Genomic DNA, 17,990 nt, shown 5'->3' with positions numbered 1-17,990 from the left:
GCGTGAAAATCGTACCCCTTGCTCTCGGGGCTTAGAGGTGTCCCTATTTTATGAAGGATGTCATTGCGCGAGATACCCTTCCGACACGATTAAAATTGTGTCGGAAGGCATCAATTCGGTTAGACGACAACCTCAAGATTTTCAATCTTTCGAGTGCCTATTCGACTTTTTAAGATAATTCGTGGACTTCTCGGGCTCATTGAGACTGCTTCGTCGTTGCATGCCTCGCAGTGGCAGAATGAACTTTGTCATTGCGAGCGGAACATAGTGAAGCGAAGCAATCTCAAGAAAAAAAATCGGGACTCTCTCGGGCACATGTACCCTTTATGTCTCATATTTATTAACTTACAAAATAATAAATAGGGACTGTCCCTATTTAATGAAGCATATATTGCGGGAGATACCCTACCGTTACAAATAAAACTTCGGGTATCCATTTGGCACCTGACTTACCTCAAGTAATTCAGAGCCTCATGGACCTCTCGGGTGGACTTTCTTTGATTTTTCGAGCCTATCTTTTACAATGTGCCCATGTCATCTAATAGTGTGTGAGAGAAGAGGAGGGGGTTCATATTCCAAAGGAGGGCAGCCATGAAAAAACTCATGTTCTCTTTCCTGGTCTTTGTAATCGGGGCCGTTATGCTGTATGCGGTAACACCCCCACGCTACATCAATTACCAGGGTGTTCTGCGCGATGATGCAGGGGTCCCGCTAAATGGGGATTATGATATGACCTTTACCTTTTACAGTGCGGCCACCTTCGGGATTCAGATCCTGATCAATCAGCATAAGGCCGGTGCCGGCGCCCCAGTGACCGTTTCAGACGGTATATTCAATGTTGCCCTTGGATTGGGTACCAATGTGGATGGTACCGGCCCGGGTTCCTACACCAACCTGGCGGACGTCTTTGCCGATTACAGCGAAGTCTGGATTCAAATTAACGTTGAGGGAGAAGATCTTTCTCCCCGGGTCAGGGTGATGGCCTCCGCATATACCCAGAATGCCTATTCTGTCCAGGGAGAAACACCAACAGACCTGCATGACTGGAACAACCTGACATCGGTTCCCGCCGGGTTTGCCGATAACACGGACGATATAGGTTTGACCGTGGAGACCGATCCCTCCGTTGCCACCTTGACGTCGGGGAAATGGTGTACAAGCCCAGACAGCTTAGTTGTGGAGTGTACGTCTGATGCACCGGATGATGGGGATTGGGTCATTTCAGGCGAGGACATCTACAATGCAAATATTGGAAACGTGGGGATCGGAACAGTGACTCCTGCAACCAATCTCCATCTCTTCTCATCCGCTGAGGATGACGGAATGACCCTTCAGGTATCGAATGACACTTTTAACCAGGGGTTAATGTTCCAGAATTCGGGGGGTGCCTACACCTGGCGGATGTACAGGAAAGATGCTGGATCTGGTAGTGCCGATCTGGTCTTTGCCAACGGATCTTCGGCCGACATGTCTTCTCTGACTGACGTCATAACCTTTGAACATGGGGGGGAAGTAGGAATCGGAAACACAGACCCTTCTTACGCGCTGGATGTCACAGGGGATATCCGAACAACGGGGAGCTTTCGGGATGCCGCCGGAGATGCTGGAACCTCCGGACAGATTCTCTCCAGTACCGGAAGCGGGATCGATTGGGTTAATCCTTCGACCGTGGAAATCGATCCCCAGGTGGGAACATTGACATCCGGGAAGTGGTGCGTAAGCCCCGATGGTATCGTTGTGGAGTGCACTACTGACCCACCTGCAACAGACGATGGAGACTGGGCTGTAAGTGGAAATGACCTCTATTCCGCAGTATCAGGAAATGTTGGAATTGGAACCTCTTCTCCGGATACGGACCTTCATGTCTATTCACAGGAACCCAACCAGGGGCTCACATTGCAGGTGTCCGATAATTCCTTTAACCAGGGTATTCGTTATAAGACTTCGGGGAGTACCTATAACTGGAACATCTATCGAAAAGATGCCGGCTCCAGCCGTTCTGACCTTGTCTTTGCCAATGGAGCATCGACTTCACTTCCTTCCCTTGAAGATGTAGTTACCTTTAAAGATGGCGGACAGGTGATGATCGGAACATCCAATGCAGCGGCAAAACTGACGGTAAGTGATTCTCTGGCTGTAGAGGCGCTCACGGAAAGTGAGCATCTAGTCCTGGACCAAAACGATGGCGGATATGAATATACGGTTTCGACATACCAGTATTGGCAATCCTGGACAAATCCCTTTGCAAGTGTCTACTTCTGGACAGTCTTGACAATCGAGTGCCGCTCCCCTGAAGCGGGTAAAAGCGTTACTGTTACGCTAAACATCTACGAGGGGGAAGGCACAGGAGGAACACTCCTCACATCGCAGCCCATTACCATCCCCGACACCTGGGACTGGCACTCTTTCACAATCCAGGATCCCGTTTCGATGACTGTCGGAATGACCTATACCTTTGAAGTTGTCGCTTCCACCTTTGATCAAGGATGGATTCACCTTGATAGTGGCAATCCTTATTCAGAAGGCCGGTTTTCCATGGATCCGGATTGGGATGCACGGTTTAGAATCTACATTGCACAATATCCCGGTGTCGCTTTTAAAGTGAACGAAAACGGATCGGTTGGAATACGGACAGAAGATACACAGGGATACACCCTGGCCGTCAACGGCACAGCGGCCAAAATCGGGGGAGGGAACTGGTCCACCTATTCCGATATGGATCTGAAAAAAGTGGAGCAGCCCTACGTAAGGGGATTGGCTGAAATTGTTGCTTTGGATCCCTATTACTACAAGTTTAAAGAGAAAAACCCGCTGAAATTACCCACGGGGGATACTTGGGTTGGGCCGCTTGCGCAGGAGGTACTCACGTTAATTCCCGAAGCTGTGGAGACCGGAACCGACGGATATTACCTGGTCAATAACGAACCGATCTTCTGGGCCATGATCAATGCCATCAAAGAATTAGACCGGCGCACGGGTGAGTGGTCTACGGCGACAGATCGGGCGGTGGAAAGGGATGAGAGTAAGATACATGAACAGGCACCGGAGGACCTGGAGGAGACTCATTCCGACCGTACAACCCATGATGCGAGATTGGATCGTATGCTCGATCGGCGCCTTGTGGAGGAGATGCCGGTCGCATACCCTGTGAAAGCAGGGGATGTCCTGGTCTTTAACCCTGCCGATGGGGAAGAGCTTTACCCGTGCAGCCTGGAAGCCGATCCCATGGTGGTGGGCGTCTCTATTGAAGATGGAGAGGGTAGGGTTCTTGCGGCGGTTTCCGGAATCACTCTTGTGAAGGCTGATGCGTCAATGGTCTCTATTCACCGTGGAGATCTCCTGATTACCTCTGCTAACCCGGGTCATGCCCAAAAGGCTTTCCGGCCTTACGAATTCGGTACCATTATTGGCAAAGCCCTTGATCCACTCGATGCCGGTACGGGACTGATCCGGGTGCTGGTGATGATGAGGTGAGTACGATAAGGCATTTCATGAATTTTATGGATTTTAGGATTGAATGTATTTATAAAACACCTGCATCAACAGGAGGTCATTGCGAACGGAGCGTAAGCGGAGTGAAGCAATCTCGCAGGTGTTAAGGCTTCCTTGAAAAGATCGCCGCGTCGCCTGGCGGCTCCTCGCGATGACATCCGTGTCTGTCATTACGAGCAAGCTGAAGGCATGGCGAAGTAATGTCCATGAAAAATTACAGCGTTTCATATTTACCACAAAAATAATAACTTACAAGATAATAAATAGGGACAGTCCCTATTTATTCTATTTATTGAAGTATGATTTGGCGGGGGATACCTTTCTGATAGTGGAAACGTGAGCGTACTGGTGAAAATTTACACAATTGTTCCTTGCTGATGGCTCAAGCACCCAAATTTTTGGAATCAGGGCTTTGATTTTTCACAGTTTTCATATACAATCGCTCTGCATTTAAGGTTTGCAAAAAAGGAGTAAATCATGACGACACTTAACGAGATGATCCAGATGCAGGAAGCGGGGGATGTTGACGGTCTCCTGAACCTGTTTGTCAGTGGTGAACGGTATCAACGGGAGGATGCCTCAAGAATCCTTCGCGAGATGGGTGAGGTTGTGGTGAAGCCCCTTGTGGCTGCTCTCCGACACCAGGATCCCCATGTAAGGGAAGAGGCTGTGTCCATTCTGGCCCAGACAAGGAGCAGGGATGCGGTGGAGGGATTGACCGGCGCCCTTGCCGATGAGGTCTCATGGGTAAGACGTGCCGCAGCCGCCGCCCTCGGGGAGATCAAGGATTCCCGATCCGTATCGGGATTGGCTGCCTGCCTGAAGGACGAGGACAAGGGAGTCAGAGAATCGTCTGTTCGGGCTCTTGGAGAGATCGCTCACCCCGACGCTGTTGAGCCTCTCGTGGGGGTTCTTACCGATGAGAGTTCGTACGTAAGAGAAAATGCCGCCCGTGCCCTGGGCCGTATTGGAGAAAAGAGTGCGATGGATGCTCTTCTCGGGCTTCTGGGGGACGATGACGGCTATGTACGCGAAGCCGCCGCCCGGTCCCTTGGCGTTATGGGGGACGAACGTGTGATCGAGGCCTTTACCCGGGCTGTGGTGGGGGAAAGTTCATACGTTGTGGAAGCCATGACCCTTGCCCTTAAGAGGATTGACTCCCCAAAAGCAAAGGCCGCTCTGAAAGACATGGCCTCCATGGAGGACAGTCTCGTCCGGGAGTATGCACTGGCTGCTCTTGGAGCGGAAACGCCGGAGGAGAAGGCAGAGGCACCGAAGAAAAAACCGGCTGATAAGAAAAAGTCAACTTCCGTAAAGGCTTCTGCAACTAAAAAGCCGGCTTCCGGCACCGGGAAGAAAACCGCAGTTTCGAAAAAGAAATCAACGGGAGCGGGTGCGTCGGCTGCGAAGAAGACCACTGAGAAAAAAAGCGCCACCTCCTCGGCGAAGAAACCGGCGGTGAAGAAAAGCGCAAAGGAAGGCAAGACGAAGAGCAGTAGTAAGCCGAAGTCCAAGAAAAGCTGATCAGAACATGAGGGGACCGTCGACATATCACGGCGGATTCGCGTAGATCAACAGAGGAGGCGTGGTTCATGATTGTTGAGGGGAATGTGATGCCGGGAGCCGGCCGACTCATCCTCATTGGAGGGGCGGAGGACAAATTTAATGAAAGGGTAATTCTCCAGCGTGTCGTTCATGCCTGTCGCGCCGGAAGAATTGCCATTATTCCTACAGCAAGTGAGATCCCCCGGGAATTAGGCGGTCGTTACAGGAGAGCCTTTTCGGATCTTGGCGTCACACAGGTGGACATCCTGGACATCCGTCACAGCAAAGAGGCTGACCTTCCTCCGCACCTGGAGGTAATTCAGCAGGCTGACGCTGTCTTCTTTACCGGTGGAGACCAGGTGAAGCTTGTTGAGATTCTGGAGGGAAGCAATCTTCTTGCATTGATAAAAACAAGACATGCCGAAGGCATGGTTGTTGCCGGAACCAGTGCAGGAGCGGCCGCGGCCAGCGATACCATGATCTTTGATGGGGATGACGAGGGACATTCAAAGGGAACCATCCGTCACAGGGCCGGCTTTTCTTTCCTCAAAGGGATTACAGTGGATTCCCATTTCCTTGTTCGGTGTCGAATCTCACGGCTTATGCAGGTGATCGCCTCCGGCCTCACAATGCGAGGGATTGGTCTCGCAGAAGATACGGCTATCGATCTGGAATCGAACGGTACCTTTACGGTACTGGGGTCCGGTGCGGTTGTGCTGTTGAGTGGCGAATGGCTCGAGCACAGCAACTACAATGAGGTAAAAAAGGGAGAGGCTTTTTCCGTGGACGGCATCCGGCTCAGCCTTCTGGCGCCGGGAGCACGATTTGATCTCTCCCGCTGGGAAGTGATTGTCCCGTTACATTCTGGAAGTAATCTTTCTGCGGAAGGTGAGGATTGTTCTTCACCCGGCGGAAGGGCGAATGAATAAAGAAGTATCAGATCACCATGGAAGGCAGGAGGCGACGATGAGCGATTTTACAATCAGTAAGTTTCAGGCGTATCGGGGGCCCAATTTCTACCTGAACCGGCAGGCCCTTGTCTTTAATTTGTACATCGATCCTGACGGACCCGGCGTGGACCATTACCGGAAGGCGGTTGTGGATCAATTCCCAAACCTGAAGGAGTGTACAACCGATACCGTTGCGGAGTTCTTTGTTCACACGCTTATGGAGGTCCTTCGAATGGAAATCGACCTCTATCTCACGCGGTATTCTCTTGAGAAAGGTGCAGACGACTATGTCGTTGCGGTTGAGTACCTGGATGCCGATGTGGCCACGGATGCGGTACACCTCGTCCGGGACTGGTTCTCCGCTATGACGGATAACCAGGATTTCCCATTCCGGAAAGAATTCGAGGGACTCCAGAAAGCCTTTGACCGCACCTACTTCGGCGGTCCCACCTTCTACTCTCTCTACGAAGCCGGTCTCAAACGCGATATTCCCCTTCTCTACCTCTTTGAAGAGGGCCAGTTCATGTGGGGGTACGGAAAAAAACAGATCCGGGGCCGCTCTACCACCGTGTCCACGGATGGAATCAAGGACACGGAATTCACCATGTACAAGGATATGGTGGGAGATTTCCTGGAAATGTGCGGCTTTCCGACACCGAAGGGCTACACCTGCTTCTCTGTGGAGGAAGCTGTAAAAAGGGCGGAAGAGCTGACGTTTCCCGTCGTTGTTAAGCCCGTTGCCGGCCATAAGGGTCAGGGTGTGACGACGAACATCCGGTCCACGGACGAGGTGCGGAAAGCCTATAACGCAATCGCTCCGGGGCCTGATGAGAGCGAATTCGCAGGTATCCTGGTCCAGGAACAGGTAGAGGGGACCGATCACCGGCTCCTGGCTGTAGGAAGCCGATGTGTGGCCGCCCTGGAGAGGGTTCCCGCCTATGTAGACGGAAACGGGAGAGATTCCATCGAAAAACTCATCGAGGTGGAAAATGATACGGTGGCCAGGCTGGATAACGCCCGTTCGCCGCTCTGCAAGATCAAGATCGATGACGATCTTCGCGACTTCCTCCACCTCCAGAACCTCACCCTTTCCTCCGTACCGCGTGAGGGTGAGCGCATCACCCTGCGCCGCGTGGCGAACATTTCCGCCGGAGGAGTCTCCATTAACGTCACGGACAAGATTCACCCGGATAACCTCATGCTCGTGGAAGATATCGCTTCCTACTTCAAGGTCACCTGCCTCGGTATCGACGTTCTCGCCAGGGATATTTCCAAATCCTGGCGGGACGGTAATTTCGGAATCATCGAGATTAATGCCGGACCCGGGGTCTTTATGCACCTGGCTCCTGCCCTCGGCGGTTCCATTGATGTGCCCGGGGAAATCATGAAAGTTCACTTTCCCAGGGAGCGATACGAGAGAGTGCCGATCCTTTCCGGGCACAGCCTGACAAGGAGCCTTTGCGATTCTTTGGAGGCGGCCATGAAGGAAGTGAAGAAGGATCTCTTCATCGCCAGCCTCACCGAAGAGGGTGTCCATTTCAACGGCCGCTATTTTCACAAGAATGCTGACCACGATCAGAACGTAAAGATCATTCTCCGTCAGCCAAGGCTGGATGTCGCGATCTTCAACCATACGAAAAACGACATCTGGGACTATGGAATGGTGCACCAGGGAGCCGACATCGTTATCCTGGACAACCCGGGCACGGCTGAATCCGTTCTGGCAAGGGACCTGATGGATGACGGGTTCCTCGTAACCGTGGAAGCCGACGCCGTTGTGGTAAAACAGGCGGAACAGGAAAAAGCCAGAGTCGCCCTGAATGGAACAGATGCCGCAGCGAAAGAAAAGGCAATTACCGATGCCGTGCGGCCCCTGCTTCCTGACTTCCTGAACCGGTATCTTTGATCGTCTGAACCTGAGGAGTGATGAATATGATGATTCTTATCCAGGATTGTGATCTCTACGCACCTGAGTCGATGGGCCGCCGTGATGTTCTGATGGCAGCCGGAAAAATTATCGCCGTAGAGCCTTCCATTCCCGTGCCGACGGGAGTCCCCGTGACGGTCATCAAGGCCGGCGGAAAGAGGCTGATTCCTGGTCTTATCGATAACCATGCCCACATTGCGGGTGCCGGCGGGGAGGGTGGACCATCCACCCGAACTCCGGAAATGAACCTGGGCCAGTTTCTTGTCGGTGGGATCACTACCGTCGTGGGCTGTCTTGGAACGGATGGGATGACCCGATCGGTGGAGAGCGTGCTTATGAAGGCCAAGGCTCTCAAGGAGGAGGGAATGTCGGCGTGGATCTACACGGGAGCCTACCAGGTTCCCACGCCGACAATCCTGGGGGATGTGGGAAGGGATATCGCCCTGATCGAAGAGGTCATCGGCGCCGGTGAAATTGCCATCTCCGACCACCGTTCTTCTTTTCCATCCGTCGAGGAACTCATCCGGATTGCCGAACATGCCCGGGTGGGAGGCATGCTGGGCGGGAAAGCCGGGATTGTGAACCTTCACATGGGTGACGCGAAAGATCCCTTTGCTCTCCTCCGGGAAGTGGTCAGGATCAGCGAGCTGAAGCTGACCCAGTTCATTCCCACGCACTGCAACCGGAATGATTACATCTTTGAAGATGCGAAGGAGTACGGAAAGACGGGATATGTGGACATCACGACTTCTTCATACCATTTCTTTCCCGAATATGAGATCAAGCCCTGCACGGCCCTGAGGCTTCTCCTTGAGGCGGGTGTTCCCCTGGATCACATTACTTTTTCCTCCGATGGAGGGGGTTCCCTGCCGCACTTCGACGAGAAGGGTAACCTTGTGAAACTGGTCTCCGGAGAGCCTAAATCCCTGTTTGTCGAGATTATGGAGGCTGTGCGTGATGAGGGACTTCCCCTCGAAACCGCCCTCGCCGTGGCGACAACGACGCCGGCAGCCATCTTCGGAATGAAGGCGAAGGGTTCGATCGCGCCAGGAAAGGATGCCGACGCCGTCCTCCTGGGTGAAGACGATTCCATTCAGTACGTCATCGCAAAAGGTGCCATCATGGTTTCCGAGGGGGCACGGCTGGTGAAGGGACGCTTTGAACCCTGACACCGATGCTCTGCCCAACCCGGCGGACCTGAAGGTCTTCGAGTCCTACGAAATCGCCCCGGGACCGCTCACGGTCCGGGACATCCGGATCATGCAGGGCGCCAACTATTTCAGCGGCGGGGCCGTGGTGATTTTTCGAATCGACCTGGGGGAATACGACGAAGTCTTCACCGGGGAGATTGCCGGATTTCACGATGAACTGTCAAAACGCCTTCCTTCGCTGAAGGAACATCACTGCTCGGTGGGGGAGCCGGGAGGTTTTCTTCTTCGCGTAAAGGAGGGAACTCTCCTGGGCCATGTTACCGAGCATGTCGCCATCGAACTTCAGACCCTGGCCGGGATGGATGCAGGTTACGGTAAAACGCGGAGCACAAGTGAGCAGGGTGTCTATAATGTTGTCTTCCGCTTCCTGGACGAGGCAGCCGGCGTCTATGCCGGTAAGGCTGCGGTAAATCTTGTCAATGCCATCCTGAAGGGGGAAGATTTTCCCGTTTCTCCGGTGATCGAGGCTCTGGTGCAAATCAGAGAGAGGCGTTTGCTCGGCCCCAGTACCCAGGCCATCGTGGACGCTGCTGCCGAGCGAGAAATCCCTTTTCTGAGGCTGGATCAGTACAACCTCGTTCAGCTTGGGACCGGCCGCTACCGGAAATGGATCCGCGCCACGCTGACCTCGGATACGAGCCTGATTGCTGTGGAGACGGCGGATGACAAGGAACTCACGCTTTCGATCCTGAAAGATGCCGGAATTCCGGTTCCGGCGACCGTGGAAGTGCTTGAACCCGGCAGGCTTCCTGCTCTCCTGAATGAGCTCGGCGGATCAATTACGCTTAAACCCCGGAGGGGTCACCGGGGGGAAGGCGTGACGACTTCAATCTCTGACCCCGATGAACTTCCCGCCGCTTTTGAGGCGGCTTCCTCCATTGATCCGAGGGTCCTGGCTCAGACCCACGTCCCCGGTTCAACGTACCGGTTCCTTGTGATGGATTATCAGCTCACAGCTGCCGTGAAGCTCGCACCGCCGGTGATCACCGGTGATGGATCCAAAACTGTGGCCGAGCTTGTGGAGGCTCTGAATCAGGAGCCTGGAAGAGGTCCGGGTGACAAGGATCTTCTCTCGACCGTGACGTTAGATATTGAGACACTCCGAATCCTGAAAAGGGCGGGTGTCCATCAGGGTACCGTATTGCCGGAGGGTCAGACCCTTCGTTTGAAAACCTCCGGATCCCTCTCCCTGGGGGGTTCCGCAGAGGATGTCACCGATACCGTTCACCCCATGAACCGATTCCTCGCCGAGAGGGCCTGCAGGGCCCTGGGCCTCAATGTGGCAGGGGTGGACGTCATCGCGAAAGACTGCTCCCAGTCCATCCTGGAAACTGAGGGTGCTGTCATCGAGGTCAACGCGGCACCGGACTTCCGAATGCATTTGAACCCCACACGTGGGGAGTCCAGGCCTGTGGCCAAAGCCCTGGTTTCGATGCTCTTTCCGGCGGGTACACCCACACGGGTGCCTGTCTATTCCGTCACCGGGACGCTGGGAAAGACGATTTGTGTCAACCTTCTGGCCCATTGCCTCACAAAGGCCGGACATATCTGCGGAGTCACATCCACGGAAGGCCTCTTCATCGACGGGCGGCGGATTATGAAAGGGGATCTCACGTACCCCGAGCAGGTCGCTCTTGTTCTTAAGGATCCCACGATTACCTGTGCCGTTCTGGAAACTTCCAGGGAAGGCATTCTTCGAAGGGGGCTCGGGTACACCTTTGCCGATGCCGGCATCATCCTGAATATGTTTGATGATCACGTGGGAAGGGATGACATCCGCTATCTTGAGGATCTGGCCTATGCAAAGTCCGTTGTGGCCGAACAGGTTTACGGTGACGGTGTCGCCGTCCTCTCCGCCGACCACGAACTGGTTACGGAAATGGCGAAGAGGGTATATACTCCCCTGATCTATTTTTCCTCAAACGATCAGAACCCTGTCCTCAGACAGCATGTTCGGGATGGCGGGATTGGCATAGCCGTGGATCGGGATCAGATCGTGATTCTGGATTCCCGAGACCGCCACCTGTTCCTCAGGCTCGATGAGATTCCTCTGACATTCCACGGGAGGGCTGCCCTGACCCTGGATTCCATCCTGGGAGCGCTGTCTGCCCTGTATGGGAAGGGGATTCCCCTCGACTCCCTGAGGGAAAGCTTTGCAACCTTTTTCCCCACCCCGGAGGTGATCCCGGGGCGCCTTAACCTTCTCCAGATGGGAACAACCACGCTCCTGTTGGATTATGCCCACAACGCCGCCGGTTTCCGGGCCCTTCACCCCTTCGTGAAATCCTTTCAAAAGCGGGCGATCGGGATCCTTGACGCCGCAGGGGACCGCAGTGATGAGGAGATCCTCAATCTCGGACGGATCGCCGCTGAGACATACAATGCCCTTGTTCTTTATGAGGGCTATGACCGGAGAGGCCGGGAGGAGGGCGAAATCCTTCAACTGCTCAAGGAGGGTGCCCTGACAGGCGGCATTTCCCCCGAATGCCTGCATGCGGTTCCCGAGCCCGAGGAAGCCTGGCAGATGGGGTTGTCCCTTGCTCAACCGGACGAGCTCGTGGTTCTCCTGTCCCCACGGCCCGAATCTACGATGGCCTTTCTATTGGAAGAAGCGTCCCGCAGGGGAGTTAAGCTGACACCCGGTGTTGTTTCCTGGATCAATACCAGGTGAACTTTACCGGGTCAAAGAGCTCGGTGTTTTTTCATAAGCCAATATTCTCCCACCTCCTGGAATATTAGTTGGATAGATGATGTAAAACTGTTTCCATCCGGGAATCTATGGCGATTGTAATTAAGGTATGAATGTCTACAATAGAGTATACATTATGGTATACTTATTGTAATACAGGAGGTGCTATGGCAACGACAGTGCGAATTGATGAAGAGACCCACGCGCTCTTAAAGGAAATCGCAAAAGGGGAAAATATCTCAATGCACCTGCTCCTGCGTAGAGCGCTGGAAACATACAGGAGAGAAGGCATTCTTCGAGAAGCCAATCGGGCCTATGGTCTTTTGCGAGAAGATTCCAGAGCGTGGGATGAACTGCTTCAAGAACGAGAAAAGTTGGATGGTCTTCTGGACGAGGGCATCTCTGAGGGAGAAGAGAGTTGAGAATATTACCCTGCAGAGGTGAGATCTGGTACGCCGATCTCAATACAGTACGAGGACGGGAACAAGCGGGTAGACGACCTGTATTAATCGTGTCGATGGATACATTCAATCATGGGCCGGCAGATCTCGTTGCCATTTTGCCACTGACTACCCGCGATCGAGGCATACCGCTTCATGTTCCTATTCAACCTCCGGAGGGAGGATTGAAAGAAATAAGTTATATCCTCTGTGACATGGTTCGAACTATAGCCCGCGAAAGGCTGCTCGAACCCTGGGGGAAAATCAGTATCATGACAATGAACTCGGTGGAAGACAGGGTGCGAATCCTGCTTGGGTTATGAATCGAAGCATTTATTCAGATACAGCTTTTTGCTTTTCTTCTGCCTACAGCTTTTCCTGTGTTACGATGAGAGAAAGTAAGATTTGGAGGAGGCATCGATGCCGATTGTAACGATTGAAGGTCCCCCCATCGAGGAATCCAGGAAAAGAAATCTGGTATGTGAAATTACGGAAGTAATGGCGAAGATCTATGAATTTCCCGCCGCGGAGATCATCATTCTCATCAAGGAGAACCGGGCAGAGAACGTAGGCCTTGGCGGAAAGCTCGTCAAAGATCTGCACGAAGGGGAAGAATAGTCAAGGAATGCGTTCAGGAATTTCATGAACTATTATTTGAGTTTGCTTTGTAAATCAGCTTCTGCTTCCTCTGTCTATTTTCCTGTTTCCCCGGTTGGATTTCTGGAGATGATTTTCTTAATGTAGGTTTCCGAGGTCGTTCGGGTCCAGCCGATGGAACGTCGGTCTTGGAAGATTTTATAGGTGTTGATCATGATGATTTTGCCGCGGATGAGAATTTGAGCCGACGTTCCCGCCGCGATGTACCGGATAGGTTTTTGATCTTTCCGGGCTTTGTAGAGACCAAGAAATGAATAGGAGACATAGCGTTCGGTGTCCTGGTTCAGACCAAAGGTGACAATCTGACCGTACTTTCGCATGAAATCCAGTATGTCATCATCCAGGGCCTCCGTGAGTTCTGGCACGATTTCATCAAAGGAATGAAGTGAGGGTTTCAATTGCTCCTTGAGCTCATTCTTATGATCGGCAAAGTCCTGCAAGGTGTGGTTCCCCCCTTCAAGGTCACTGAATACGAGAATCGTGATCCATTCTTTGAATAATTCTGTTTTTCCCGATTTGAAGGCCTCGATTTCCTCGGGTCGTAAGAAATGTTCAATAACCCTGATATTGGATGGAAAAAGCGCCGATACATGCGCGAATAACTCGGGGGCGTTTGTGCTCGTCGGGAGAAAACCTTCCGGGGCGGGAAAATTGAATTTCTGTTCACCTACCGAGTATTCTCCAGCGAAAAGAGTGATGGCCAGAAAACAGACCATGATGAAAAGTGGGAAAGATTTAGAATGTGCTTTCCGGGCCATGATGGAATCGTACTCCTGGAGGGGAAAGATGTCAAAGAAAATTCGAGAATTTGGTGAATTTCATGAGTTTTGAAGATTTAAGAATTTAATTATCTGTTCGGTGTGGGTTGCCAGGTGTAGGTCGTGATCAGGTTGACTTCTCCAACCGGTCCGGACACTTCGATGTAAAATTAAAGTTTTCCATCTTACCTGCGGGATGTAATTGATTTCCTTCTTTGACTACCACTTCCAATTGGGGTCTTTCCTGAAGGTGTATTCGTAGTAGGTGTGGGCGACGGATGAGGATCGGACGGAGTAGGCCATAGCGCGGACGGTGACAACCTGCTTTGCCCCATCTTCAGGCCATAATTTCAGGCTCCACTTAATTATTTTTGATTTTGGAAAGTCTTTATCTTTCCCGCCCGCGCAAACCCCCTCGAATGACCAGCCATGAGATATCCAGTCCGGCTTCGGTGTATCTGTTTTATTTTTAAAGCGGTCCCAGCCGCTGTTCAGTTGAGCACAGGCGCCTCCAGAAGAGTCGGCATATGTCATCTTTATGCTGTCTATTCGAAGAGTGGTTTCCATGACCGTGTCATGGGGTACCGTTTTCGGCATCTGCTCCCAGCTTCCCGCATAGTCGAAATGGAACGCGTTTGTTAAGTCCTGGAAAACTCTTGAGTAGGTAAACGAGTTTCCAGACAGGTTAATGGGAACCTTGTCCTTGTTGTTGAAATCATCTTCCCATGTTTCCTGCCATATTCTGGTCAGTTCCCAGTAGCCCGGTGTTTCAGGTTCAGGCTCCTTTTCCTGAGTGTCCACCCAGTCGTAGATCATGGTCAACTGTCCTGTTCCCATCTTTGAATCGGTTTTGACCACAAAAGCCAGCTTGCGGCCCTCTTCACCATCGGGGATGGTGGGTGTTATGGTGCAGCTGTCATTGAGTGGCCCTCTCCCTGCCAGATGGACTCTGGTCTGACAGTTCCACCCGTAGTGTGGGCTGCTGAACATTCCGATGCCCTGGCTGATACCCCCTGCGAGATCGCCCTCGTCCCCGGTAGAAAAAGAGATGCGTGCGTCGATGTTTACGTCGTTTCTCTGTTGAAACTGGCTTTTTCCCATTTCCTTTGCGGAAAGCTTTATGGTTTTTCTGCCCGGGTGAATGGTTTCCCCCGGGTCTGTCCAGGTGGCGGTGAAATCGATCTCTTCTGTCTCACCGCCCCTGCTCTTCTGGATTTTTCCGGTGTAGTCGATCTTCAGCTTTCCCCGCTCTATCGCAACCGAAGAGGAGAAGTTTTCATCGCAATAGGATTTGGCATTGTTGTAAAGCGAAGGGTCACTCTCTTTCATCGCCCGAATGTTTTTTTCAATCTTTTCTACTTGCGCCAGCTTCCAGTAACCTTTGCCCTCTTCAGGTTCATCTGCCTTTGTGATCATAACCGTTACCCGGTCTGTCGTCAGGAGGGTTCCCTCCAGGTCAAAGAGTTTTACAGTGATGAAAAATTCTCCCTCTTTTTCCAGGGCCGGGGCGATACCGGAAGTCTTGCCTTGATCTTCAAAGGCTTCGGCTTCACCCTCCATCTCCCACTTGTATTTGTAGACGGCTTCGGGCCGGGCGTAAGCTTCCAGGTCGAACGTAGCTCCAGGCGGGCCGACGGAGTGCCGCGGAGTGACGACCAGCTCAACAGGTGCCAGGAAGATTTCGGATTTACCTGTGAGAGGTTTTTCATCTTTCCTCTTCATTTGCACGGTGAGCGTGTATTTCGTCGGTTCTCTGGATTTATTTACGTTAGGGACCGGCTTAAAGGTGTGTTTAAGTGTGAAGGTGCCCTCACCCCTGTTCAGCGAAACCGTGATCTTTCCGGTGGAGTCTTTCTGCCTGTCTCCAAAATCATAGTCCAACTCAGCCTCTTTTTGCTGTTCCGGAAGGCCTGCCACCTTGACTTTGAAGGTGTACTCTTCACCATGGATCGCATTTTCGATCTTCGACGGGTCAATGAAGATGGCCTCACTGCTCACCTTGAAAACCAGGACCTTCGTCGTGCCATCCGGCTTTGTTTCCACCGTTTCGTAAAATATGTTCTCCCACTTTTCCTCCGGGCGGGCCTGGATCGTCAGGCCGCTTTTTTGGGGCCATTCAGTCCCATTCGAAATGACCACGGCCAGGTAATCTCCATGGGAGACCTCAATCTCTGCCGTCTCCGGAAAACAGTCATCGAGCCTGGCTGCAGGTGTCTCGTTCTGGGTGAGGTGCTCCCGGTCTCCCGGCAGCTTATAGACGCTGATCCGCTGGGGATCTTTATTTTCGGCGCAGAGCTGGTAGACGCGGACGGTGGTCTCTTTGTCCGGGACAAAAACTGGAACCGTGCGTTCAGCCACCACAGCGTTGCTCTTGAGGTCGATTTTGTCAAACAGCTTGAGCCCGGTGGTTTTAAGAAGCCAGTTGGCAAATTCAGCGTAGACCTCATCAAAGCTCTTTCCGGTCTGCCGGCGGACATATTTTCTCAAAGGCCGCAAAGGGTCGGCTCCGGAATCGAGGGCGACCCTTTCTGTCAATTCCTTAATATTGAAACCCTTCTCCCGGACTAAAAAGCGCAGGAAGATGGCGGTCACATACTGGTACTCAAGACCGTTTCCTACGACCGTTCCGGTTTGATTTCCTATCGTACTGAGCGGGTATTTGAGGTAGTTATAGCTGATCCGATCGGAGATGTAGGGTGCGTCTTTGTACCACCCCGGGCGGTCGGGGATCTTTGCCAGGTCGTGGGATGCCCACTCTGCGCACGCCTCTCTCCACCAGAGGTGAGGAGTTTGTATTAATGCGATCGTGATGCTGTAATAGGGGCGCTGAAAAACATGGAAAAGCTCATGGGAAAGGAAGGCCTTCAACCTGGTGAAACGGTCCTCAAAGGTATCCCTGGCCGTCATGTTTTCATCATAAAAGTAGGTGTTGATCAGGTAGGAAGGAACATTGATCTGGTCCCAGAAGGTGTCATGGGACATTTCCCCCCCGGCGTTATACCAGGAATCCACCTTGACCTTCACGTAGCGGTTATAGACGTGCTTCCCCCACACCGTCTTGACGGTCGGGTCGGCAAAGCCTTCCCGCATATAGCGGGCCAGGGAGATATCGAGGATATGGCCGAAATCCTGGACTGCAGAGGATATCTTCGGGTTATACCAGTTTCCCGTGTGAAGTTTGGCCGGGGCGATCCTGGCTTCCCATTTTTTGTTTGGAAACAGTTGTTGAAGACCCGCATCGGAGTAGAGGATCCGGACCTTCTTGTCCCGGGAGATGTACTTGTCGTTCAGGAGCCGCTCTCCGATCTCTGAAGCGACACCGACAGTAATGGCCGCAGTGCCGAGACCTATGACTGAAACGCAGAGGTGGTCCGTGATGAAGTAGACTTTGTGTGAGTCCGGGTCCACACGGTAGTAGACATCAATCCACTTCTGTTCCTCTTCATTCCAGTAGGCGGGATCAAAGTTGGCTTCCAGGGGAATGGAGGGATCGATAAGCGATGGATCGTAGGGAATCCCAATTTCTATGTAATCCTTCAGCTGCGACAGTCCGTCAATTGTAATGTCAATATACTCCAAATCATGGAAGGGATCCTGCCTGGGAACAGCCGGGTTCGTCACTCTGGAAATCGTAAGGTATCGCTGTTTGTCCAGGAACTCCCCGGGCAGAGTGACGGAGATCCCTGCTTTCGATTCAATCCTTTGACCTGTGGGGGAGGGTCTCAGCTTTTCTTCGTGCAGGAGCGTGATTTCCGGCTGAAGAACGGCGAAAGAGACGGAATCTGCCTCCTTATCCTTGTAGAGAAGACGGATCTGATTCGATGAAGGATCCGTGGGAAGGATTACGGAATAGCAATTGTCACCCAGGTAAGAAAAGGCTAGATTGTGATCTTCGCAGAGAATTTTTACATGCTCGGGTTCGACACTCTTGCTGATCTCCAGAAGAACACAGGATCCGGCCGGGCCGCTTCTGGGGTAGTACTCTTTAACGGTCAGGCGGGTAGTCTGACGAAAGAGAACAGCCGCTACGAGGATGACGGCAAGGCCGAACAGCGTCAGGGTTGCAGGAATAAGCCACTTCGGTCTCCCGGTTTGTACCGTGGTGATATATTGTTTCAGTTCCGGAATCGTTTCAATGGAGGTCCATGTCCCAAGGGACTCCGACCAGATCTGATCCCCCGGGTAGAGGTTGCCGTTGATGCCGAGTTCACATAGCGCTTCCCATGTATAGGGGCCGTACTGCTGACCCCCGCGGGAAAGGTAGTATGGGTCGTCACTTCTATATGAAGCCAATGAAGAAATAGTAGCACATACTGATTGT

Annotated in this window: 11 protein-coding genes; 9 read left to right on the top strand and 2 right to left on the bottom strand. The window is 52.5% G+C overall.

Annotated elements, in window-relative coordinates:
• The first annotated feature begins 591 nt into the window (after nucleotides 1-591).
• The 9 genes from PLD04_13135 to PLD04_13095 all read left to right on the top strand — a co-directional run bounded on the left by PLD04_13135 (nucleotide 592) and on the right by PLD04_13095 (nucleotide 12,872).
• Nucleotides 592-3,474: a hypothetical protein gene (locus PLD04_13135; GenBank protein HXK69273.1), complete on the top strand. Its 2,883-nt coding sequence runs from the start codon at nucleotides 592-594 to the stop codon at nucleotides 3,472-3,474.
• Between the two features lie 495 nt (nucleotides 3,475-3,969).
• The gene (locus PLD04_13130; GenBank protein ID HXK69272.1) at nucleotides 3,970-5,016 is read left to right on the top strand and encodes a HEAT repeat domain-containing protein; all 1,047 of its coding nucleotides are present in this window, start codon (nucleotides 3,970-3,972) and stop codon (nucleotides 5,014-5,016) included.
• A gap of 68 nt (nucleotides 5,017-5,084) precedes the next feature.
• Nucleotides 5,085-5,966 (top strand): cyanophycinase, encoded by an 882-nt coding sequence (locus PLD04_13125; GenBank protein ID HXK69271.1) that lies wholly within the window; start codon nucleotides 5,085-5,087, stop codon nucleotides 5,964-5,966.
• 37 nt (nucleotides 5,967-6,003) lie between these two features.
• Nucleotides 6,004-7,893, top strand: a complete 1,890-nt coding sequence (locus tag PLD04_13120) for an acetate--CoA ligase family protein (GenBank protein ID HXK69270.1) — start codon at nucleotides 6,004-6,006, stop codon at nucleotides 7,891-7,893.
• Nucleotides 7,894-7,919: 26 nt separating this feature from the next.
• Nucleotides 7,920-9,083 (top strand): beta-aspartyl-peptidase, encoded by a 1,164-nt coding sequence (gene iadA, locus PLD04_13115; GenBank protein HXK69269.1) that lies wholly within the window; start codon nucleotides 7,920-7,922, stop codon nucleotides 9,081-9,083.
• Entirely contained in the window at nucleotides 9,073-11,796 is a 2,724-nt protein-coding gene (cphA, locus tag PLD04_13110) for a cyanophycin synthetase (protein HXK69268.1), read from the top strand. The genes iadA and cphA overlap by 11 nt, the downstream gene beginning before the upstream one ends.
• A gap of 185 nt (nucleotides 11,797-11,981) precedes the next feature.
• Nucleotides 11,982-12,236 (top strand): ribbon-helix-helix protein, CopG family, encoded by a 255-nt coding sequence (locus PLD04_13105; protein HXK69267.1) that lies wholly within the window; start codon nucleotides 11,982-11,984, stop codon nucleotides 12,234-12,236.
• A complete protein-coding gene (locus PLD04_13100) occupies nucleotides 12,233-12,577 on the top strand; it encodes a type II toxin-antitoxin system PemK/MazF family toxin (protein HXK69266.1) in 345 nt (114 codons plus the stop codon). The genes PLD04_13105 and PLD04_13100 overlap by 4 nt, the downstream gene beginning before the upstream one ends.
• A 97-nt stretch (nucleotides 12,578-12,674) precedes the next feature.
• Nucleotides 12,675-12,872 (top strand): 2-hydroxymuconate tautomerase family protein, encoded by a 198-nt coding sequence (locus tag PLD04_13095; GenBank protein HXK69265.1) that lies wholly within the window; start codon nucleotides 12,675-12,677, stop codon nucleotides 12,870-12,872.
• 74 nt (nucleotides 12,873-12,946) lie between these two features.
• On the opposite strand, the gene PLD04_13090 is transcribed toward PLD04_13095, so the two are convergent.
• Together PLD04_13090 and PLD04_13085 are read right to left on the bottom strand one after the other, a co-directional pair.
• Nucleotides 12,947-13,669: a hypothetical protein gene (locus tag PLD04_13090; protein ID HXK69264.1), complete on the bottom strand. Its 723-nt coding sequence runs from the start codon at nucleotides 13,667-13,669 to the stop codon at nucleotides 12,947-12,949.
• Between the two features lie 219 nt (nucleotides 13,670-13,888).
• Nucleotides 13,889-17,962, bottom strand: a complete 4,074-nt coding sequence (locus tag PLD04_13085) for a DUF4339 domain-containing protein (protein HXK69263.1) — start codon at nucleotides 17,960-17,962, stop codon at nucleotides 13,889-13,891.
• Between the last annotated feature and the right edge of the window lie 28 nt (nucleotides 17,963-17,990).

The organism is Thermoanaerobaculia bacterium (assembly GCA_035593605.1).
In the GTDB taxonomy this organism is placed as follows: Bacteria; Acidobacteriota; Thermoanaerobaculia; order UBA2201; family DAOSWS01; genus DAOSWS01.
The sequence above is the reverse complement of the archived record's forward strand: the minus strand, read 5'-3'. Positions and strand labels throughout refer to the sequence as shown.

Excerpts from the sequence above, each read along its gene's own strand:
- PLD04_13135 (HXK69273.1), top strand. The coding sequence starts at position 592 with ATGAAAAAACTCATGTTCTCTTTCCTGGTCTTTGTAATCGGGGCCGTT.
- PLD04_13130 (HXK69272.1), top strand. The coding sequence starts at position 3,970 with ATGACGACACTTAACGAGATGATCCAGATGCAGGAAGCGGGGGATGTT.
- PLD04_13125 (HXK69271.1), top strand. The coding sequence starts at position 5,085 with ATGATTGTTGAGGGGAATGTGATGCCGGGAGCCGGCCGACTCATCCTC.
- PLD04_13120 (HXK69270.1), top strand. The coding sequence starts at position 6,004 with ATGAGCGATTTTACAATCAGTAAGTTTCAGGCGTATCGGGGGCCCAAT.
- iadA (HXK69269.1), top strand. The coding sequence starts at position 7,920 with ATGATGATTCTTATCCAGGATTGTGATCTCTACGCACCTGAGTCGATG.
- PLD04_13105 (HXK69267.1), top strand. The coding sequence starts at position 11,982 with ATGGCAACGACAGTGCGAATTGATGAAGAGACCCACGCGCTCTTAAAG.
- PLD04_13095 (HXK69265.1), top strand. The coding sequence starts at position 12,675 with ATGCCGATTGTAACGATTGAAGGTCCCCCCATCGAGGAATCCAGGAAA.
- PLD04_13090 (HXK69264.1), bottom strand. The coding sequence starts at position 13,669 with ATGGCCCGGAAAGCACATTCTAAATCTTTCCCACTTTTCATCATGGTC.